The 19,663-nt window shown below is 73.5% G+C and carries 17 protein-coding genes; 14 read left to right on the plus strand and 3 right to left on the minus strand.

Annotated features, from left to right (window positions below; translation table 11 throughout):
• The 8 genes from VMF51_RS06165 to VMF51_RS06200 form a co-directional block, all read left to right on the plus strand.
• Positions 1 to 266: hypothetical protein (locus VMF51_RS06165; RefSeq protein ID WP_325473531.1), on the plus strand; the 266-nt coding region annotated here is incomplete at its 5' end.
• A 62-nt stretch (positions 267 to 328) separates the two neighbouring features.
• On the plus strand, positions 329 to 3,124 hold the full coding sequence (locus tag VMF51_RS06170; protein WP_325473532.1) for an aconitate hydratase: 2,796 nt from the start codon (positions 329 to 331) through the stop codon (positions 3,122 to 3,124).
• Between the two features lie 60 nt (positions 3,125 to 3,184).
• A complete protein-coding gene (locus VMF51_RS06175; protein WP_325473533.1) occupies positions 3,185 to 3,811 on the plus strand; it encodes a hypothetical protein in 627 nt (208 codons plus the stop codon).
• Between the two features lie 69 nt (positions 3,812 to 3,880).
• Positions 3,881 to 5,224, plus strand: coding sequence for a hypothetical protein (locus tag VMF51_RS06180; protein WP_325473534.1), 1,344 nt, complete (start codon positions 3,881 to 3,883; stop codon positions 5,222 to 5,224).
• Positions 5,211 to 5,714, plus strand: coding sequence for a SigE family RNA polymerase sigma factor (locus VMF51_RS06185; RefSeq protein ID WP_325473535.1), 504 nt, complete (start codon positions 5,211 to 5,213; stop codon positions 5,712 to 5,714). Before VMF51_RS06180 ends, VMF51_RS06185 begins: the two co-directional genes overlap by 14 nt.
• The gene (locus tag VMF51_RS06190; RefSeq protein WP_325473536.1) at positions 5,711 to 6,010 is read left to right on the plus strand and encodes a thiamine-binding protein; all 300 of its coding nucleotides are present in this window, start codon (positions 5,711 to 5,713) and stop codon (positions 6,008 to 6,010) included. Before VMF51_RS06185 ends, VMF51_RS06190 begins: the two co-directional genes overlap by 4 nt.
• Complete coding sequence (locus VMF51_RS06195) at positions 6,010 to 6,696, plus strand: DUF3105 domain-containing protein (protein ID WP_325473537.1); 687 nt, start codon at positions 6,010 to 6,012, stop codon at positions 6,694 to 6,696. Before VMF51_RS06190 ends, VMF51_RS06195 begins: the two co-directional genes overlap by 1 nt.
• A 142-nt stretch (positions 6,697 to 6,838) precedes the next feature.
• Positions 6,839 to 7,246, plus strand: a complete 408-nt coding sequence (locus VMF51_RS06200; protein WP_325473538.1) for a YjbQ family protein — start codon at positions 6,839 to 6,841, stop codon at positions 7,244 to 7,246.
• On the opposite strand, the gene VMF51_RS06205 is transcribed toward VMF51_RS06200, so the two are convergent.
• Positions 7,218 to 8,543: an MFS transporter gene (locus tag VMF51_RS06205; RefSeq protein ID WP_325473539.1), complete on the minus strand. Its 1,326-nt coding sequence runs from the start codon at positions 8,541 to 8,543 to the stop codon at positions 7,218 to 7,220. The genes VMF51_RS06200 and VMF51_RS06205 overlap by 29 nt on opposite strands.
• Before the next feature lie 29 nt (positions 8,544 to 8,572).
• Here VMF51_RS06205 and VMF51_RS06210 point away from each other — a divergent pair, with 29 nt between their 5' ends.
• From VMF51_RS06210 to VMF51_RS06225, 4 genes are all read left to right on the plus strand, one after another.
• Positions 8,573 to 9,361 (plus strand): DeoR/GlpR family DNA-binding transcription regulator, encoded by a 789-nt coding sequence (locus tag VMF51_RS06210; protein ID WP_325473540.1) that lies wholly within the window; start codon positions 8,573 to 8,575, stop codon positions 9,359 to 9,361.
• 79 nt (positions 9,362 to 9,440) lie between these two features.
• Entirely contained in the window at positions 9,441 to 9,806 is a 366-nt protein-coding gene (locus VMF51_RS06215; RefSeq protein WP_325473541.1) for a hypothetical protein, read from the plus strand.
• A 100-nt stretch (positions 9,807 to 9,906) separates the two neighbouring features.
• On the plus strand, positions 9,907 to 12,057 hold the full coding sequence (locus VMF51_RS06220) for an MMPL family transporter (RefSeq protein ID WP_325473547.1): 2,151 nt from the start codon (positions 9,907 to 9,909) through the stop codon (positions 12,055 to 12,057).
• The gene (locus tag VMF51_RS06225; RefSeq protein ID WP_325473542.1) at positions 12,054 to 12,758 is read left to right on the plus strand and encodes a hemerythrin domain-containing protein; all 705 of its coding nucleotides are present in this window, start codon (positions 12,054 to 12,056) and stop codon (positions 12,756 to 12,758) included. The genes VMF51_RS06220 and VMF51_RS06225 overlap by 4 nt, the downstream gene beginning before the upstream one ends.
• Positions 12,759 to 12,762: 4 nt before the next feature.
• Here the strand turns inward: VMF51_RS06225 and VMF51_RS06230 are convergent, their stop codons facing one another.
• Both VMF51_RS06230 and VMF51_RS06235 read right to left on the minus strand, forming a co-directional pair.
• The gene (locus VMF51_RS06230; RefSeq protein ID WP_325473543.1) at positions 12,763 to 16,113 is read right to left on the minus strand and encodes a BTAD domain-containing putative transcriptional regulator; all 3,351 of its coding nucleotides are present in this window, start codon (positions 16,111 to 16,113) and stop codon (positions 12,763 to 12,765) included.
• A gap of 19 nt (positions 16,114 to 16,132) precedes the next feature.
• Entirely contained in the window at positions 16,133 to 17,131 is a 999-nt protein-coding gene (locus VMF51_RS06235; RefSeq protein WP_325473544.1) for a glycosyl hydrolase family 18 protein, read from the minus strand.
• Between the two features lie 72 nt (positions 17,132 to 17,203).
• On the opposite strand from VMF51_RS06235, the gene VMF51_RS06240 reads away from it, so the two are divergent.
• Together VMF51_RS06240 and dxs are read left to right on the plus strand one after the other, a co-directional pair.
• A complete protein-coding gene (locus VMF51_RS06240; RefSeq protein ID WP_325473545.1) occupies positions 17,204 to 18,127 on the plus strand; it encodes an SMP-30/gluconolactonase/LRE family protein in 924 nt (307 codons plus the stop codon).
• Between the two features lie 18 nt (positions 18,128 to 18,145).
• A partial coding sequence (dxs, locus tag VMF51_RS06245; protein WP_325473546.1) for a 1-deoxy-D-xylulose-5-phosphate synthase occupies positions 18,146 to 19,663 on the plus strand: 1,518 nt, incomplete at its 3' end.

Consider the following 19,663-nt stretch of genomic DNA (forward strand, 5'->3'; position numbering starts at 1 on the left):
TCGCGGGTTGCATGCCAGCCTCCTCGCTGTTGCAGCGCGGCATCGCCGCGGCAACAGCGTTCCGACCCGCCGTGCCGCCGAATGGCATGCCGCCGGACGCGACCAACGTACGAAAACATTCCGAAACATTCAAGGTGTTGAACTTTCGAAATCCCCCAATTTACTGCGATCCAGCGTCGAAATATTTCGAAGATCGTGCCATCTTGATCGGCTGGCCGGGGCATCGGGGGCCGAAGGATCCCCGGTACCCCGGCGAAGTACCTTGATGTCGAGATACTGTAGGTTACGTAGCGGGGAACACGTGAACGACGGGCGAGGAGGCCCAACGATGACTGCGAACAGCTTCGGCAGCCGCGCGACGCTTGAGGCGAGCGGCGCGACGCACGAGATCTACCGCCTCGCCGCGGTCGGCGGCAGCGAGACCCTGCCGTACAGCCTGAAGGTGCTGCTGGAGAACCTGCTCCGTAACGAAGACGGCGTCAACATCACCGCCGAGCACATCACCGCCCTGGCGAACTGGGACGCGGCCGCCGAGCCCGACACCGAGATCCAGTTCACCCCGGCCCGGGTGATCCTCCAGGACCTGACCGGGGTGCCCGCCGTCGTCGACCTCGCCGCGATGCGTGAGGCCATGCGCGCGCTCGGCGGCGACCCGAGGAAGATCAACCCGCTCATCCCGGCCGAACTGGTCATCGACCACTCAGTGGTCGCCGATGTCTTCGGCCGGCCTGACGCGTTTGACCTGAACGTGGCCCTTGAGTTCCAGCGCAACCGCGAGCGCTTCCAGTTCCTGCGCTGGGGCCAGGACGCGTTCACCGGTTTCCGCGTCGTCCCGCCGGGCACCGGCATCGTGCACCAGGTCAACATCGAGCACCTCGCCCGCACGATCTTCACCCGCGAGGTCGACGGCGTGCTGCAGGCCTACCCCGACACCTGCGTCGGCACCGACTCCCACACCACGATGGTCAACGGCATCGGCGTGGTCGGCTGGGGCGTCGGCGGCATCGAGGCCGAGGCCGCGATGCTCGGCCAGCCGGTCTCCATGCTCATCCCGCGCGTCGTGGGCTTCAAGCTGTCCGGTGAGCTGCCCGAGGGCTCGACCGCGACCGACCTCGTGCTGACGATCACCGAGATGGTCCGCAAGCACGGTGTCGTCGGCAAGTTCGTCGAGTTCTACGGCCCCGGTGTCTCCGCGCTGCCGCTGGCCAACCGCGCCACGATCGGCAACATGAGCCCCGAGTTCGGCTCCACCATCGCGGTCTTCCCGATCGACGAGGAGACCACCAAGTACCTCGAGCTCACCGGCCGCTCGAAGGAGCAGCTGGCCCTCGTCGAGGCCTACGCCAAGGCCAACGGCCTGTGGCACGACCCCGACGCCGAGCCGCGCTACTCCGAGAAGCTCGAGCTCGACCTCGCGACCGTCGTCCCGTCGATCGCCGGTCCGAAGCGTCCCCAGGACCGCGTCCAGCTCTCCGACGCCAAGCAGTCCTTCCGCGCCTCGCTCACCGACTACGTCGCCGGCGAGGAGGAGAACGGGTACGACGAGTCGGTCGCCGAGACCTTCCCGGCCAGCGACCCGACCACCAGCAACGGCCACGGCACCGAGGCCCCGCCGTCCGACCACCTCTCGGCCGCGCCGAAGGACGGCGGCCGTCCGAGCACGCCGGTCGAGGTCACCCTCGAGGACGGCACCAAGTTCACGCTCGACCACGGTGCCGTGACGATCGCCTCGATCACCTCGTGCACCAACACCTCCAACCCGTCGGTGATGATCGGCGCGGCGCTGCTGGCCAAGAAGGCCGTCGAGAAGGGCCTGCAGCGCAAGCCGTGGGTCAAGACCACGCTCGCGCCCGGTTCGCAGGTCGTCTCGGACTACTACGAGAAGGCCGGCCTCACGCCGTACCTCGACAAGCTCGGCTTCAACCTGGTCGGCTACGGCTGCGTCACCTGCATCGGCAACTCGGGCCCGCTCATCCCCGAGGTGTCGGCGGCGGTCAACGAGCACGACCTGTCGGTCGTCTCGGTGCTCTCCGGCAACCGGAACTTCGAGGGCCGGATCAGCCCCGACATCAAGATGAACTACCTCGCCTCGCCGCCGCTGGTCGTGGCCTACGCGCTCGCCGGGTCGATGGACGTCGACCTGTTCAACGAGCCGCTCGGCCAGGACACCGACGGCAACGACGTGTTCATGCGCGACATCTGGCCCTCCCCGCAGGAGGTCCAGGACGTCATCGGCGAGGCGATCACGTCCGACATGTTCGACTCGTCGTACGCCGACGTCTTCGCCGGCGACGAGCGGTGGCGCTCGCTGCCCACGCCCGAGGGCAAGACCTTCGAGTGGGACGCCGAGTCGACCTACGTGCGCAAGCCCCCGTACTTCGAGGGCATGCCCGACACCCCCGACCCGGTCACGGACATCGAGGGCGCGCGGGTGCTGCTGAAGCTGGGCGACTCGGTCACCACCGACCACATCAGCCCGGCCGGCGCGATCAAGAAGGACTCGCCCGCGGGCAAGTACCTCGCCGAGCACGGCGTCGAGCAGCGTGACTTCAACTCCTACGGCTCGCGCCGCGGCAACCACGAGGTCATGATCCGGGGCACGTTCGCCAACATCCGGCTGCGCAACCAGATCGCGCCCGGCACCGAGGGCGGCTTCACGCGCGACTTCACCCAGGCCGACGGCCCGGTCACCACGGTCTACGAGGCGTCGGAGGCGTACGCCGCCGCCGGCACCCCGTTGGTGGTCCTGTCCGGCAAGGAGTACGGCTCCGGCTCGTCGCGCGACTGGGCGGCCAAGGGCACCTCGCTGCTGGGCGTCAAGGCCGTCATCGCCGAGTCGTACGAGCGCATCCACCGCTCGAACCTGATCGGCATGGGCGTGATCCCGCTGCAGTACCCCGAGGGCCAGAGCGCCGAGTCGCTGGGCCTGACCGGCGAGGAGGAGTTCTCCATCACCGGCATCACCGAGCTCAACGAGGGCCGCACGCCGAAGACCGTCAAGGTCAAGGCGGGCGACGTGGAGTTCGACGCAGTCGTCCGCATCGACACCCCCGGTGAGGCGAACTACTACCGCAACGGCGGCATCATGCAGTACGTGCTGCGGTCGCTGCGCGAGAAGGGCTGAGTCGCTCCGCTGATTCGCTCCTGACCTGTGCCACCCTTGCTCCCTGTGAAGCGGAGCAGGGTGGCACAGGTCTTTCTCGGGGTTCTCCTTCTGGGTGGCGCGCTCGCCGCGTGCGGGGACGACGCGTCGTCGACGGCCGAGGAGCCGCAGGCGACCGTGACGGTCACCGAGACCCCCACCCCGACGCCCACCCCCACGCCGTCCGAGACGGCCTCGGAGGTGCCGTCCCCGACGCCGACCGAGTCCGCGCCGCCCAAGCCGCCGTCGACCGAGGCGCCCCGCACGTACGACGACGCGATGGCCCGCTTCGACGCGCTCGGCCAGGAGCCGGCGGCGTACCTGCGGTTCACGACGGAAGCCGACATCTACTGCGTCCTGGACGACAAGGAGCTCCCGGCGAGCTGCGAGCTCGGCGAGCGCGACGGCGCCCAGGACCCGAAGGTGTGCGGCGAGGCGCTGACCACCAAGGTCGGCCGGATCGAGATGCAGGACGGGCGCGCGACCCCGGTGTGCAACACCGACACCATCCGCGGCGACATGCCGGACGTGCTGAACCCGGGCGAGGCCGCCCGCGCCGGCGACGTCCAGTGCCTCAACGACCTCGGCGGCATCGTGTGCGTGAGCCTGTCGAGCGACGCGGGCTTCTTCATGCGGCCCGGGGAGTACGCCGTCTTCAACGCGGGCTGATCCGCGGGCTGACCCCTCCTTCTCGGCCCCTCGTCGCGTGGTGAGGGGTATGGACCCCGAGGAGGACCGATGACGACGCTGCGCGACCGGCTGGCCGACCTGGCCGAGGAGGCGCCGTACCCCCCGGACGCGCCGGACCTGTGGGACCGCGGCCGACGCTACGGACGTCGTCGGCGGGCCGGGGTCGCCGCGGTGGCCCTGGCCGTGGTGGTGGCGGTCGCGTCCGGCGTACTGAGCCTGGTGCCGTGGCAGGAGGTGCCGGTCCATCCCGCCTCGGGCGAGAGCGGGCTGCGGCTGCCCGACCGGGTCTACCGGCCCAGCCCCTGGACCCCCGGCACCGATGACACCGGTCCGGTCGGGCCGCTGGTGGCCGTGGTCGAGACCGAGCGCGCGTCGTGGACGGGGTACGGGAGCGGCCTGGCGGCTGTGTCGACCGAGGGTGAGTACGTCTTCCTCGACCTCGACGACCGGACCGGTGACGCCGTCGGCCTGAGCGCGGACGGCCGCTGGCTGGCGTACTGGTACACCGACCCGGACCGGCCCGAGCTCTCGGACGGCTCGGACGAGCCGGCGGCGGCCGGGGTCGCGGTGCTGGACACGGTCACCGGGGAGACCGAACGGCGGCCGCTGGGGGGACGGCACGGGGTGATGCCCTCCGGTGTGGCCTGGGCGGGCAGTGTGCTCTGGGCGCCCGAGTGGCAGATCAACGATCCGGAGCAGGATGACTCGGACGGCGTGATCGAGGGGCACAGCACCATGGAACGGGTTGTCGCCTGGGACCTTTTGACCGGAGCGCAGACCGACCACGATCCCACCTCCGTCCTCACCGAGCTGCCGAGTGCCACCTCCGCGGGGGATCGGTTGCTGATCCTGCGCAACGGTGGAATCCACCTGGTCGGCCCGGACGGCAGGCGCGAGCGGATCGCGCGGGTGAGCGGGCAGCGGGCGGGTACGGCGGCGCTCGACCCGACCGGCAGCCGACTGGCCGACCTCGGTGACACCGATCCCATGGGTGACGGCAGTGACGACGTCGGACCGATCCGCGTCGGCCGACTGCCGGCCGACCCTGGCGGCCGGGTGGTGCTCACCACGATCGACGGGCCGATGGTCAACGAGCTCGTCGGCTGGCGCAACGGGCGCGAGGTGGTTGCCCGGCGCCTGGTCTCGGGGTCGACGGTCTACGAGGCCGTGGACGTGGAGACCGGCGCCCGCTCCACCCTGCTCGCGGTGGACCCGGAGCTGGGATCCAGCGTGCCTCAGCTCGCTACGGACGCCCTCGCCGCGCCGGTCCTCGACGCGCCGGAGCCGCCCTCCCGGCAGGACCCGCGGTTGGTGCTCGGCGCCGGGCTCGGCGTCGCCGTTGCGCTGGGTGCGCTCGGCCTGCTGCTGTGGAGGCGCCGTGTTCGCGCCTGACCGATCGGGCTTCGAGGAGTACGTCGCTGCCCGCCGCGGGGCGCTCCTGCGGACGGCGTACCTCCTGACGGGGCAGCACGAGGACGCCGAGGACCTCGTCCAGGTGGCGCTGGTCAAGGCGGTGCCGAAGTGGCGGCGGATCGCCGACGACCCCGAGCCGTACGTGCGGCGCATCCTGGTCAACGAGAACGTCAGCCGGTGGCGTTCCCGGCGCTGGCGCGAGCAGACCGTGGAGGTGCTGCCCGAGGCGCCGAGCGCGGGGCCCGACCTAGACGACCGCGAGGTGCTGCGAGCGGCGCTGCTGCGGCTCGCGCCGCGTCAGCGGGCGGTCATCGTGCTGCGCTACTACGACGACCTCACCGAGCGGCAGACCGCCGAGGTGCTGGGCATCGGCGTCGGCACCGTGAAGTCGCAGGCCCGCGACGGCCTCGCGCGGCTGCGGACGTTGGTGCCCGGGGTGGGGGAGGTGCTGGCTACGGTTGAGCCATGATCGTGGCCTTCAGCATCAGCCCCTCGACCGCCGACGAGACCGGCGGTGTCTCCGAGGCGGTCGCCGCCGCGGTGCGCGTCGTGCGCGAGTCGGGCCTGCCCAACGAGACCAACGCGATGTTCACCAACATCGAGGGCGAGTGGGACGAGGTGATGGCGGTGGTGAAGAAGGCCGTCGACGCGGTCGCGGCCGTCTCGCCCCGGGTCGGACTGGTGCTGAAGGCCGACATCCGGCCCGGCTGGGACGGTCAGCTCACCGCGAAGGTCGAGCGCGTCGAGCGCGCGCTCGAGGGCTGATGACGCAGCCCGAGCCGCCGCCGGCGTACCAGCCCTACCCGACGACGCCCCCGCCCCCGGGGCCGCCGCCGGGTCCGGTGGCTGAGGACGGCGAGATCCTGGTCCGGTCGCTGGGGGAGATGCCGCCCCCGCGGCGTACGGGCCGAGTCGTGGTCGCCCTGGTGGCCGGGGTGGCGCTGATCGCGGGAGCGGTGGCCGTACCGGTCGCGCTGCTGGCCGACGAGCCGCCGCCGGACCTGAGCGCGGTCGTCGTGGTCGAGGACCTGCGCACCGACCACGTCCGAGGCGACATCCCGTACCCGCACACCCCGCCGATCGGCGGCCCGCACGCCGACGTGTGGCTCGACTGCGGCGTGTACGACGTGCCGGTGCGCGACGAGAACGCCGTCCACGACCTCGAGCACGGCACGGTGTGGATCACCTACCGCCCGGGTCTGCCCGACGACGACGTCGAGGCGCTCGCCGACCTGCTGCCGCAGAACGGCATCCTCTCGCCGTACGAGGACCTGCCCGCGCCCGTCGTCGTCACGGTCTGGGGTCGCCAGCTCCGGCTCGACGGTGCGGACGACGAGCGGCTGCCGATGTTCATCGAGGAGTACGCCGGCGGGGTGACCGCTCCCGAGAAGGGCGTGACCTGCGCCGGCGGGACCCCGAACCCCACGGGCGGGACCGGCTCGGTCGTCTGATCGGAGCGGGGGTCGTCCCGGGGCCGCCGTACGGCCGCAATTGCAGCCGTAGGACGTGCTCGGCCGCGCTGGACCTGCACTACGGCCGCAATTGCGGCCGTAGGACAGCCCGCGCCGCGGCACGCTCCCTAGCATGGCCGGCATGGACTCGGAGACGAAGCGCTACCGGACGGGCGACCGCGAGGTCGTCCTCGACATCACCCGCGACTGCGCGGAGTGGGTGGCCGAGCGTGGGGACGGGCTGCTGCACGTCTTCGTGCCGCACGCGACCGCCGGGATCGCGATCCTCGAGACCGGCGCGGGGAGCGACGACGACCTGCTGGCCGCGCTGGGCGACCTGCTGCCCGCCGACGACCGGTGGCGGCACCGGCACGGCAGCCGCGGTCACGGGCGGTCGCACGTCATGCCGGCGCTGGTCCCGCCGTACGCCACGGTCCCCGTGCTCGGCGGCCGGCTCGCGCTCGGCACCTGGCAGAGCGTGTGCCTGGTCGACCTCAACGTTGACAACCCGGACCGCGAGGTCAGGCTGAGCTTCCTCCGCTCGGTGTGATGCCTCCCGGAGCACCGGAGGCAGCGCGGTCCGGTGGCGTCGGCACCCCCTCGGCATCGGCACGCACGAGACCGTCGCGTGGCCGGGGTGTCCGCCTCGGGAGCTGGGAGTGCGCGATGAGGGCGGCGACGAGCCCGGCGGCGACGGGGACGAGCATGGCCGCGCGGAGGGTGGTGAGGTCGGAGAGCCAGCCGATCGTCGGTGAGGTGACGAGGAACCCGATGCGCATGAGCCATCCGAGGATCGCGATGCCGGTGCCCTCGGGCAGGCCGGGGATGCGGCCGGCGGCGGCGAACGCGGCGGGCACGAGGGTGGCGCAGCCGAACCCTGCGACGGCGAACCCGGCGAACGCGAGCGGGTAGACCGGCGAGGTCACGATCAGCAGCGCTCCTGCGGCGATGAGCAGACCACCGGTCCGGGCCACTGCCTCACGGCCCCACCTGTCGGTCATCGGGTCGCCGAGGAGCCGGCCGACGAACTGGGCACCGAGGGCGACGGTGAGCCCCAGCCCGGCGATGGCGGTCGGGGCGCCGGCGGGGTGGCCGAGGAAGAGGACGGCCCAGTTGTTCGCGACGTCCTCGACCAGGGTGCCGCAGATCGCCAGCACCACCAGCGGGAGCAGCAGCCGCCACGCATGACGGCGCGCCGACCGGTCGGCGCCGCCGGCAGGGACGGCCTTGTGATGCTCTTCCTCGACCCGGAGCGTGTCGCGGACCTCGAGGGGCACAGCCGCGAGCCGGCAGGCGAGGAGGGCGACCAGTGCCCACACGACGCCGTTGACCAGCATCTGCGTGGACGGGGCGACGTCCGCTGCCGCAGCGGCGGCGCCGATCACGCCGCCGGTGGCCGCGCCGACCGACCACAGGGCGTGGAACGAGTTCATCACCGAACGTCCCCGCCACTGCTCCGCGACGACTCCCTGCACGTTCTGCGCCGCGTCCACGACCGAGTCGACCGCCCCCGCGACCACCAGCGCCGCAGCGAAGAGCCACACCGTGTCGCTGAACGCGGCCACGGCCAGCGCCGAGGCGAGGACCACCGAGCCGTACCCGTTGGTCCGCAGCGTGCCCACTCGCCGGATGATCCGGCCGCCGAACCCGGCCGCGACGAGCGCCCCGACCGGGAAGGCGATCACCAGCAGCCCGAACTGGCTGTTGCTCAGGCCGAAGTCGGCCTTGATCTCGGGGTAGCGCGGCAGGAGTGCACTGAACAGGACGCCGTTGGTGAAGAACATCAGCGAGACGCCGGTGCGGGCACGCCCGGGGGAGGCAGTGGGGAGGGTGGGGACTGGAGACACGTCGGCAACGTAGGTGCTTGAATGATCACGTGCAACGATCACTTCGGCACAAAACGATCATCCGGTCGGTGGCATCCGGGACCACGGTGAGTGTCGAGGCGCTCTGCGACCTGACCGGCGCCTCGGCCATCACGATCCGCCGCGACCTGGCCGAGCTCGCCGACCAGGGCGTGGTCCGCCGGGTGCGTGGCGGCGTCACGCGCGCCGACGTACGCGGCACCTTGATGCCGTTCGCCGTGCGGTTCGAGACCGATCGCGAACGCAAGGACGCTCTGGCCGCGGTCGCGGCCGGTCTCGTCGCCGATGGCGAGTCGCTCATCCTGGACAACGGCACCACCTGCTACGCCGTCGCCCGCCACCTCGTGGGCCGACCGGTCACCGCGCTCGCGCTGTCCCTCCACGCCGCGGCGGCGCTGGCGACCCGCCCGGAAGCCACCGTCATCGTTCCCGGCGGACCGGTGGAGAACGACACCCTCGCCTTCACCGGTCACGCCGCCGTGCGCGCCATCTGCGAGACCAACGCCGACGTCGCCATCATCGGAGCCTGTTCCGCTCAGCCCGGTTTCGGGCTGACCTCCACGCAGTACGACGACGCGCAGGTCAAGCGCGCCTGCCTCGCCGCCGGCGCCCGGCGCGTCCTGATCACGACCGCCGAGAAGCTGACCCGCACGTCGACGTTCCGGTTCGGCGAACCCGGCGACCTCACCCACCTCGTCACCACCGCCGACGCCGACCCCCGCACCCTCGACCCCTTCCGTGCCGACGGAGTCGAGGTCCATCTCGTCGAGACCCCACCACCGCCTCCGGTCGGGAGCTGACTCCCCGGCGCAGCGCGACCTTCGTCAGAACCAGGCACGATGTCGAACGTACGTTCGATTCTCGAGATAGCCTGGGGGCATGTCCGTCGCCCCGCCCGGCTGGCCCCTCGGGGTCCGACCGCCCGATGCCCCCGACTGGGAGCGCACGGCGGTCGACTGGCTGCTCGACCAGTGCCCGCCGGAGTACCGCTCGTACGCCGTCCTGCGCCGGCACGCGCTGGTGCTGGCGCGGTTCGGGGTGCTGCACGTCGAGGCCTGCCAGGCCGGCGCCCGCCGGGCGCTGAGCGAGGCACGTGCCGAGCTGCGGGACGTGGTCGGCCTGGAGGTCGTCGACGCGGCGATCCAGGCCTGGCTCGCCGAGGAGGCCCGACTGGCCGGCGTACGCCGCTCGGTGGGGCTGGTCGAGGAGGCACTGCGCGGGAGGCGGTTCGCCGCGCGCATGTAGGGGTCAAGTCGGAGTCCAGTCAACCTCCAGCCGGTCTCCAGGGCCGGGATCGAGAGTCGGTCCGACACCTTCGGACCCCCAGGAGATTCCCGTGACCCGCATGCTCCACCGCCTCGGCAAGGGCGCCGCGGCGCACCCGTGGCGCACCCTCGCCGCGTGGCTGGCCGTCGTGCTGGCGGCCTTCGCCACCTCGGCCGCCCTCGGCGGCACCTTCCACGACGACTACGACGTCCCGGACGCCGAGGCCCAGGTGGGCATCGAGCAGGTCCGGGACCACTTCCCCGCCAGTGCCGCCGCGGGCAGCAGCGCCCAGGTCGTCGTCCACGACCCGTCCGGCGCGCCGCTGGCCGACGACCAGGTCGACGCGCTCGCCGACCGGCTCCGCGCGATCGAGCACGTCTCCGACGTGAGCGCGCCACGGCTCTCCGAGGACGGCGACACCGCCCTGCTGACGGCGACGTACGACGTCCCGGTCACCCACGACGACCTCGTCGAGGAGGGTCTTGGCGCCCTGGAGGAGGCGATCGCCCCACTCCACGAGGCGGGCCTGCGGGCCGAGCTCGGCGGCGAGCTCCCCACCAACGTGCCCGAGCCGCTGGGCGGCGTCGGCGAGCTGGTCGGCGTGGTCGTCGCGCTGCTGCTCCTGGTGCTGGTGTTCGGGTCGGTCGTCGGCGCGGGTCTCCCGGTGGCCGTGGCGCTGACCGGCCTCGCCGTCGGCAGCGCCGGCGTCACCCTGCTCGCCGCGACCATGGACGTCAGCACCTCGGCGCCCACCATCGCCAGCATGGTCGGACTCGGGGTCGGGATCGACTACGCCCTGCTCCTGGTCAGCCGGCACGTCGAGTTCCTCCGCGCCGGCCACTCGGTCACCGAGGCGGCGGGCCGGGCCACGGCGACCGCCGGGCGCAGCGTGCTGTTCGCGTCCGCGACCGTGCTGGTCAGCCTGATGGGCCTGCGCCTGGCCGGGCTGCCCGTCTACTCCTCCTTCGGCTTCGCGACCGGCATCGCCGTGGTCGCCGTGATGGCGGCCGCGCTGACCCTGGTCCCGGCGCTCGCCGGCCTCGCCAAGCACCGGCTGCTCCCGCGCCGCGAGCGTCGCGGCGAGGCGCCCCGACGTCCGGCGAGGCCGCCGCTCACCGCCCGGTGGGCGGCAACCGTCGGCCGCCGTCCGCTGCCGTTCGCGCTAGCCGCGCTGCTGTTCCTGCTGGCCCTCGCGGCGCCGACGCTCGCGATGCGCACCTGGCCGCAGGACGGCTCGAGCAACCCGGCCGACAGCACCACCCGCCAGGCCTACGACCTGGTCGCCGCCGAGTTCGGCGCCGGTGCGAACGGCCCGCTCACGGTCGTGGTCGACCGCGACCGGGTGGGCGACGCCGGTGTCGCCGAGGCCGTGGACACCGTCCGCGGGACCGACGGCATCGTGGCCGTGACCGAGCCGGCCGTCTCCCCGGACGGCGCGCTGGCGGTCTTCGACGCCGAGCCGTCGTTCGGCCCCACCGACGAGCGCACGACCGGCCTGGTCGACGAGCTGCGCGAGCGGCTGCCCGACGCGGAGGTGACGGGCTACCTCCCACTGATGAGCGACATCACCGTGATGCTCTCGGAGCGGATCTGGGTGGTGATCGCCTTCGTGGTCGGCGTCTCGGTGCTGCTGCTGGCGATGGTGTTCCGCTCGATCCTGGTCCCGCTGAAGGCGGCCGTGATGAACCTGCTGTCCATCGGGGCGGCGTACGGCGTCCTCACGGCGGTGTTCCAGTGGGGCTGGGCCACCGACCTGCTCGGCCTCGACCACGCGCTGCCGATCTCGAGCTGGGTGCCGATCCTGATGTTCGCGATCCTCTTCGGACTGTCGATGGACTACGAGGTGTTCCTGCTCTCGCGGATCCGGGAGGACTGGCTGCGCACCGGCGACGCCCGCGGCAGCGTCGAGCGCGGGCTGGCCGCGACCGGCCGGGTCATCTCCTCGGCGGCCGCGATCATGGTGGTGGTCTTCCTCGGGTTCGCCAGCGAGTCCGTCGTCGTGGTCAAGATGCTGGGCTTCGGCATGGCGGTCGCGATCGTGCTGGACGCGACGGTCGTCCGGATGGTCCTGGTGCCCGCCACCATGGCCATGCTCGGCCGCTGGAACTGGTGGCTGCCGGCCTGGCTGGACCGGCTGCTGCCGACGGTCCAGGCCGAGCCGGCCGACGACGAGACGCTGTGGGACGAGCTGGACGCGCTCGACGAGCAGACCCCGGCGGGTGCGCGATGACCACCTCGGTGCGTCAGGTGATGCTGCCGGGCCAGGTCGCGGCGCCCGAGGGGCCGGTCGACATGCGGACCATGTACGTCATGCACCACGGCTTCCGCCGCGACCTGCGCCGGTTCGCGGAGGCGGTCGCGGCGACGCCGGTCGGGGAGCGGGCGACGTGGGTGCTGCTGCAGGCGCGCTGGGAGCTGTTCGCCGAGGTGCTGCACCACCATCACAGTGGGGAGGACGCCGGCCTCTGGCCCTGGCTGCGCGAGCGCTGCGACGAGTCGGACCTGGCGATGCTCGACGCGATGGAGGCCGAGCACGGCGAGATCGACCCGCTACTGGAGTCCTGCGCCGCCGGCTTCCGCCGGCTGGCCGGGGCGCCCGACGAGGACGCCCGGGCGGCGCTCGCCGTCCGTGTGGTCGCCGTCCGCGACAGCCTCGCCCGGCACCTCGCGCACGAGGAGACCGAGGCGATCGCGCTGATCCAGGCGCTGATGACCGCGGAGGAGTGGCGCGAGCTGGACGAGGAGCACTTCAAGGACGACACGCTCACGCTCGGGAAGGTGCTCCGCATCGTCCCGTGGGCGGCGTACGACGTCCCGCGTGACGTGCTCGACGCGGTGCTGGACGAGGCCGGCCTGCCGTTCCGGGTCGTCTGGTGGCTGACCCGGCGCCGGTTCGCCCGCCGCGAGGCGCGCACGTTCGCCTGGGCCTGAGCGTCTAGAAGCCCCACCGGTCCCGCTCGCGGCGCAGCCACTGCGCGGCGAGCGGGATCTCCCACGTCTCGCAGAGCTCCGCCGCCCGGTCGGCGTGGCGGGTGGCGAGGTCGCGCTCGCCGGTCGACGCCGCCGCCATGGCGAGGAAGGTGTCGATCGGTCCCATCGCGCTCCCGGAGCCGGCCACCAGCGGGCGGCCTGACAGGTGGGCGAGCAGGCCGTAGGCCCGTGATCCGAGCGCGGGGTCGCCGACGTGCAGGGCCGCCTCGCCGGCCAGGCCGCGGCCCATCGGGGAGAACCAGGTCTCCTCGGCCAGTGCCCGTTCCACCCCGGCGGCGTGCTCGGCGAGGTAGGTGCGGGCCTCGTCGGCCCGGCCGGCCCGGCAGTAGATGGCCGCGATGGTCGTCGCGACCGGCAGCCAGGTGCTCGCCTCCAGCATGGCCGCGGCGGCCACGAGCTCGTCGTACCTCTCGGTCCAGAGCAGGTGGCTGGTGATCGACGCCGCGATCGCCTCCTCGGAGCCGGTGATCGACACCAGCTCCCCGATCCGGGTCATGTCGGCGATGAGCGCCTCCACCTCGTCGAAGCGGCCGCGCATCGCCAGCCAGGGTGCCTCCAGCGAGTCGAGGACGAGCTGGGCGTAGAGGTGCTTCGTCCGCCCAGCGAGCTCGCGGGCGCGCCCGCAGGTCTCCGTCATCTCCGCGATCAGCCCCAGCTCGCCCTCGGCGATCGCCCGGACCGTGAGTCCTGCGGCCTCCGAGACCGGGTCGCCGAGCTCCCGGGCGAGGTCGGCGGCGCCGCTCCCGAGGTCGCGGCGCTGCCCGGCGGTGTCGGCCCGCCAGATCGCGAGGGCGGCGTGCAGCCGGGCCCACACGAGCAGCTCGCGCTCGCCGAGCCGCTCCGCCATCGCCACGGCCTGCTCGGCCAGCGCCTCGCGCTCCGCGGGCGTCGCGCCGTAGTAGCTCTCGCCGGCCAGCGCCAGCATCGCTCGGCAGCGCCGCGGGTCGTCGCCGGGCGGCAGCGCCGCGAGGGTACGGCGCAGCGCCGCGCACAGGACCTGGTCGACCTGGCCGTGGGCCGACGGCAGCCAGAGCGCTCCGGTGCCGGTCATGGTCCCCGCCTGGACGAGGAGGTCGAGGTCGCCGGCCTGGTCGGCCACCTCCAGGGCCTCGTGGGCCACGTCCCGCAGCTCCAGCCACCGCCCGGCGGCGCGGAGCACGTCGGCCAGGACGACGAGCACGTCGAAGCGCTCGCGCGAGGTCGATCCGGGGTCCTGGTCCTGGCCCCGGAGCGCGAGCTCCAGCATCTCCAGGGCCTCGACGTACGCGTGCACGCCCGCCGCGGCCCGACCGGCGGCCGCGGCCGCGCGCCAGGCCTCCGACTGGTGGCGCGGCCCGGCGGCCAGCCAGTGCCGGGCGATCTCGGACTCGCGTCCGCGCCGGTCGGACAGCGCGGACGCGGCCCGGGCGTGCACCCGGGCGCGCCGGCTGTGGGGCAGCGTCGCGAGGGCGGTGTCGCGGACCAGTGCGTGCGTGAACCGGAAGCGGTCGACGCCGTCCTCGGTCACCAGCCCCGCCTCGAGCGCCGGGTCGAGCCCGTTGAGGACGGCGTCCTCGGTGCTGCCGGTGGTCGCGGCCAGGAGCTCGACCTCGAAGACCCGGCCCAGGACGCTCGCGTGACGCACCAGGTCCAGCGACGCGGGGCTGAGCCGGTCCAGCCGGCGGGCGACGACGTCGTGCACGGCGGCCGGCGGGTCCGCCTCGGCGACGAGCGCGCCGAGGTCGCCCCGCTCGCGCGCGAGCCGGGCGTACTCCACCAGGAAGAACGGGTTGCCGTCGGTCCGGCGGGTCAGCGCCTCCGCCTCGCCCGGGGTCGGCTCGGAGGCGGCGACCTCGCCGACGATCCGCGCCGCGTCCGGCGCGGCGAGCCCGCGCAGGCGCAGGCGTACGGCGTGCCGGCGCGCCAGCGTCTCCACGACGTCGGCCAACGGGCCGGTGGGCAGCGGGTGCTCGCGCCACGTGGTGAGGACCAGGAGCCGGGCCGCCGGTGCGGCCTCGGCCTCGGCCAGCAGCCGGAGCAGCCGCAGGGTCGAGGTGTCGGCCCAGTGCAGGTCGTCGAGGACCAGGAGCAGCGGCTGCCGCTCGGCAGCGGCCTGGACGGTGTCGACGATCCGCTGCCAGGCCCGGAACGCCGCGCCGCCGTCGTCCTCGCCGGTCGCGGTGGGCACCTCGGCGCCGAGCTCCCCGAGCACGCTCACCCAGGGGTACAGCGCGGGCGCGCCGTCGTCCTGGGAGCACCGACCCACGACGACCTGGACGCCGTGGGCCGTGGCGTACGCCGCCAGCTCCGTGGTCAGCCGGGTCTTGCCGATGCCGGGATCGCCGGTGAGCGTGGCGTAGGAGATCCCCGCCCTGGCCAGCGTGCGGTCGAGCAGGTCCGTCAGCGTCCCGAGCTCGGCGTCCCGTCCGACGAGCGGCCAGGGTGCGACCGGAGCAGCAGCCGCCGCAGGAGCCGCCGGGGCGGTGACGCGGGCCGGCGCGGCGACCGGCGCGGCCTCCTGGTGCAGCACCTGCGCCTGCACGGCGCGCAGCTCCGCGCCCGGCTCCAGGCCGAGCTCGTCGTCGAGCAGGGTGCGGACCTCGCTCAGCACGGCGAGCGCCTCGGCCTGCCGCCCGGCCCCCGCGAGCGCGAGCGCCCGCAGCGCCCACAGCCGCTCGCGGAGCGGGTGGTGCCGGGTGAGGGCATCGAGCTCGGCGGTCAGCGGCGCGTGCCGCCCGAGCAGCAGCCCGAGCACGGCGCGGTCCTCCAGCGCGAGCAGTCGCAGCTCCTCCAGCCGGGACCGCTCGGCCGCGACCGCGGGCGCATCCCCGAGGTCGGCGTACGGCGTCGCCCGCCACAGGCCGATCGCCTCGGCCAGGACGGCGTGCCGCTCGAGCAGCGCCTCCTGGTCCAGCGGCGGGGTGCGCGGGTGCTCGTCGAGCAGGGCGGCGGCCAGGGGAGCGGTCGCGGTGTGCGCGTCGGTGACCGCTCGCTCGAAGACCGCCGCGTCGAGGTCGGCCGGGTCGAGCCGCAGCGCGTACCCCGGCTGCTCGGTGACCAGCAGGGTGCCGCCGCCGCGGGTGGTGCGTCCCGGCTCCAGCGCCCGGCGCAGCCCGGCGACGTACCCCTGCAGGGTCCCGGCGGCGCCCGGCGGGGGAGCGCCGTCCCAGACCAGGTCGGTGATGGTGTCGATCGCGACGGCGCGGCCCAGATGCAGGGCGAGGACGCCCAGCAGCGCGCGCTGCTTGGGGCCGCCGAGGGGGATCGTGTCCGAGTCGTCCGCGGCGGTGGTGGTGCCGAGGACGCCGATCCGCATGGATCGCAGGATAGGGCGCTCAGGACACCCTGTCGGCGGAACCGATGCGCCAGATCGCCAATCCGTGCAGGGCGTTCTCGCGGGCGAGCCGGCGGCGCAGCTCGAGCGACCGGCCGTCGGACCAGCGGACGGTCGTCCCGTCGGTCAGCCGGGCGCGCCACTCGCCGACCCGCGGGTCCCATCGCGCGCGGGCGCCGTCGCGGGTGACCAGCGCCCGCGCCTGCGTGACGGTGACCGTGCGGCCGGCGCCCCGTCGCGGCCAGGTGTAGCCGTAGCCGGCGACGCCGAGGTCCACCCGGCGGGGTGGGACCTGTCGCAGCAGCGCCGCGAGCGAGCGCTGCTGCCAGCCCAGCGCACCGATCGGCCCGGGGCCACTCCACGACGGTCCGTGCTGGTCGTAGGCCATCAGCTGGACGAGGTCGACGGTGCGGGCCAGGGCCGCGAGGCGGTAGCCCGCCCGCCGGTAGGCGCGCACGGAGGTGTGGGCGGACACGTCGACGGACACGGTCCTCGCCGCCGGCATCCGGCGCTGCAGCTCGGCGGCCAGCCGGACCAGTCCGCGGCCGTGCGCGGGTCGGAGCGCCTCGAGGTCGAGGTTCACGCCGCCCCAGCCGCCCGCCGCGACCGCCCGGCCGAGCTGGCGGGCGACCCGCCGTACGTTGGCCGGGCTGCGCAGCAGCCGGCCGGCCGCGCGGGTGTCGAAGTCGCCGAGCCGGTCGCTGTAGTTGCTCACCAGCAGCTCGGTCCGCAGGCCCACCCGCCGGGCCTGCCTGCCGAGGCGCACACTCTCGCCCGCGGGCCGGCGCAGCCGCCGTCCGTCGGCGCTGATCGTCGCGCCGACGACGGTCAGCGTGGCGAGACCCGGGGCGTCGCGCACCAGGGTCCGGCGCGGCAGGTCCGGCAGGGCGTACCCGGTCACGGCGAGGTCGTCGGCGCGTCCCGACGGCGCTCCGGCGTACGACGGCAGCGGCGTGGCCGCCAGCGCGGCGGCGAGCAGGACGGCGGCGGTACGACGCATGCCGGTCAGCCTGCCACCCCGAAACCTCCCGGCTTCCCGGAGAAGTGCGACGCCCGCCGCTACGGTGGCGCGATGACGTTCACCGTGATCCCCGTCCCCGCCGACGGCGCCGAGGACGTCGTGGTCGGCACCAGCGGCCGCGACGAGGGCGCGGTGTTCACCGGAACGGCGGACGGCGGGATCTTCCGGGTCAGCCACGACGGGTCCCACATCGACCGCGTCGCCCACACCGGCGGACGCCCGCTGGGGCTCGAGCTCGACCCGGCCGGCCGGCTCCTGGTCTGCGACGCGCACCGGGGCCTGCTCCGGGTCGACACCGCCAGCGGGGCCGTCGAGGCGGTCACCGACAGCGTGCGCGGGACGCGGATGGTGTTCTGCAACAACGCCGCGGTCGCCGCGGACGGAACCGTCTGGTTCAGCGACTCGTCGACGAAGTTCGGCATCGAGCGCTGGAAGGACGACTTCGTCCAGAACACGCGCACCGGCCGGCTGCTCCGGCTCGTCCCCGGCGGCGAGCCCGAGGTGGTCATCGACGAGCTGGCCTTCGCCAACGGCGTCGCGCTCAGCCGGGACGAGGACTTCGTGTGCGTGGCGGAGACCGGCGCGCGCACCGTCGTACGCCGCTGGCTGACGGGGGACCGGGCCGGGATGCGCGACCTGCTCTGCCAGGACCTCCCGGGCTACCCCGACAACATCTCCCGCGGCAGCGACGGGCTGATCTGGGTCACCATCGCCAGCCCGAAGGACCCGGTCGTGGAGCGCCTGCAGACCGCCCCGCTGCCGGTCCGCCGCGCGGTCACCCGGATCCCCGAGCGGCTCCAGCCGAAGCCCCAGCGCACCGTCCGTGTCCAGGCGTACGACGACCGCGGCCGGCTCGTGCACGACCACGACGTCGAGACCTCGCAGTTCCACATGGTCACCGGCGTCCGCGAGCACGACGGCCGGGTCTGGATGGGCAGCCTCCACGAGCCCGCGATCGCCGTGCTCGATCGCTGAGCGCCTACTATCGATTCCATGGGTCTTCTCCAGTCGATCTCGAGCCCGCGCGACCTCCGCGGCCTCTCCGACGACCAGCTGAGCGCCCTCGCCAGCGAGATCCGCGACCTGATGGTCCGCACCTGCTCGCGCACCGGCGGCCACCTGGGTCCCAACCTCGGCGTCGTCGAGCTGACGCTGGCGATCCACCGGACCTTCGACTCCCCGCGTGACCGGGTCGTCTTCGACACCGGTCACCAGTCCTACGTGCACAAGCTGCTCACCGGCCGGGCCGGCGACTTCGACGGCCTGCGCAACGAGGGCGGCCTCAGCGGCTACCCGAGCCAGGCGGAGTCCGAGCACGACATCGTCGAGAACTCCCACGCCTCCACCGCTCTGAGCTATGCCGACGGCATCGCCAAGGCCTACGCCATCCGCGGCGAGGACCGGCACACGGTCGCCGTGATCGGCGACGGCGCGCTCACGGGCGGGATGGCCTGGGAGGCCCTCAACAACATCGCCATCGCCAAGGACAGCAAGCTCGTCATCGTCGTCAACGACAACGGGCGCTCCTACACCCCGACCATCGGCGGCCTGGCCAACGCCCTGACGACGCTGCGCACCAACCCCCGCTACGAGCAGGTCCTCGACCTGGTCAAGAAGCGGCTCAACGCCGTCCCCGGCGTCGGCCCGGCGGCGTACGACGCCCTGCACGCGATGAAGAAGGGCCTCAAGGACGCGCTCGCGCCGCAGGGCCTCTTCGAGGACCTCGGCCTGAAGTACGTCGGCCCCGTCGACGGCCACGACCTCCAGGCGATGGAGCAGGTGCTGGCCCAGGCCAAGCGGTTCGGCGGACCGGTGATCGTGCACGCGATCACCCGCAAGGGCTTCGGGTACGACGCCGCCGAGCGCCACGAGGCCGACCAGTTCCACAGCCCGCAGCCCTTCGACGTCGAGACCGGCGAGGAGAAGTCCCGCGGCCGGATCTGGACCGACGTCTTCGCCGACGAGATGGTCCACCTCGGCCAGCGCCGCCAGGACGTCGTGGCGATCACCGCGGCGATGATGCACCCGGTCGGGCTCGACCACTTCCAGGCGCGCTTCCCCGAGCGCACCTTCGACGTCGGCATCGCCGAGCAGCACGCCGCGACGTCCGCGGCCGGCCTCGCGATGGGTGGTCTGCACCCGGTGGTGGCGGTCTACGCGACCTTCCTCAACCGGGCCTTCGACCAGGTGCTGATGGACGTCGCGCTGCACAAGTGCGGTGTGACCTTCGTGCTCGACCGCGCCGGTGTCACCGGCGACGACGGCGCGAGCCACAACGGCATGTGGGACATGGCGATGCTGCGCATCGTGCCGGGCCTGCACCTGGCCGCACCCCGCGACGAGCCGACGCTGCGAGAAGCGCTGCGCCACGCCGTCGACATCGACGACGCCCCCTCGGTCGTGCGCTACCCCAAGGGCGCTGTCGTCGCGCCGATCCCGGCGATCGAGACGCTCGACGGCGTCGACGTCGTCGCGCGCCACGACGCGGTCCCGGCCAAGAAGGGCAAGGCC

Origin of the sequence: Nocardioides sp. (assembly GCF_035503875.1) — a bacterium.
Taxonomy (GTDB): Bacteria; Actinomycetota; Actinomycetes; order Propionibacteriales; family Nocardioidaceae; genus Nocardioides.

Coding starts and splice junctions, on each gene's coding strand:
- VMF51_RS06230 (WP_325473543.1), bottom strand. CDS start 16,113: ATGCGGATCGGCGTCCTCGGCACCACCACCGCCGCGGACGACTCGGAC.
- VMF51_RS06215 (WP_325473541.1), top strand. CDS start 9,441: ATGTCCGTCGCCCCGCCCGGCTGGCCCCTCGGGGTCCGACCGCCCGAT.
- VMF51_RS06180 (WP_325473534.1), top strand. CDS start 3,881: ATGACGACGCTGCGCGACCGGCTGGCCGACCTGGCCGAGGAGGCGCCG.
- VMF51_RS06190 (WP_325473536.1), top strand. CDS start 5,711: ATGATCGTGGCCTTCAGCATCAGCCCCTCGACCGCCGACGAGACCGGC.
- VMF51_RS06220 (WP_325473547.1), top strand. CDS start 9,907: ATGCTCCACCGCCTCGGCAAGGGCGCCGCGGCGCACCCGTGGCGCACC.
- VMF51_RS06195 (WP_325473537.1), top strand. CDS start 6,010: ATGACGCAGCCCGAGCCGCCGCCGGCGTACCAGCCCTACCCGACGACG.
- VMF51_RS06240 (WP_325473545.1), top strand. CDS start 17,204: ATGACGTTCACCGTGATCCCCGTCCCCGCCGACGGCGCCGAGGACGTC.
- VMF51_RS06200 (WP_325473538.1), top strand. CDS start 6,839: ATGGACTCGGAGACGAAGCGCTACCGGACGGGCGACCGCGAGGTCGTC.
- VMF51_RS06235 (WP_325473544.1), bottom strand. CDS start 17,131: ATGCGTCGTACCGCCGCCGTCCTGCTCGCCGCCGCGCTGGCGGCCACG.
- VMF51_RS06170 (WP_325473532.1), top strand. CDS start 329: ATGACTGCGAACAGCTTCGGCAGCCGCGCGACGCTTGAGGCGAGCGGC.
- VMF51_RS06225 (WP_325473542.1), top strand. CDS start 12,054: ATGACCACCTCGGTGCGTCAGGTGATGCTGCCGGGCCAGGTCGCGGCG.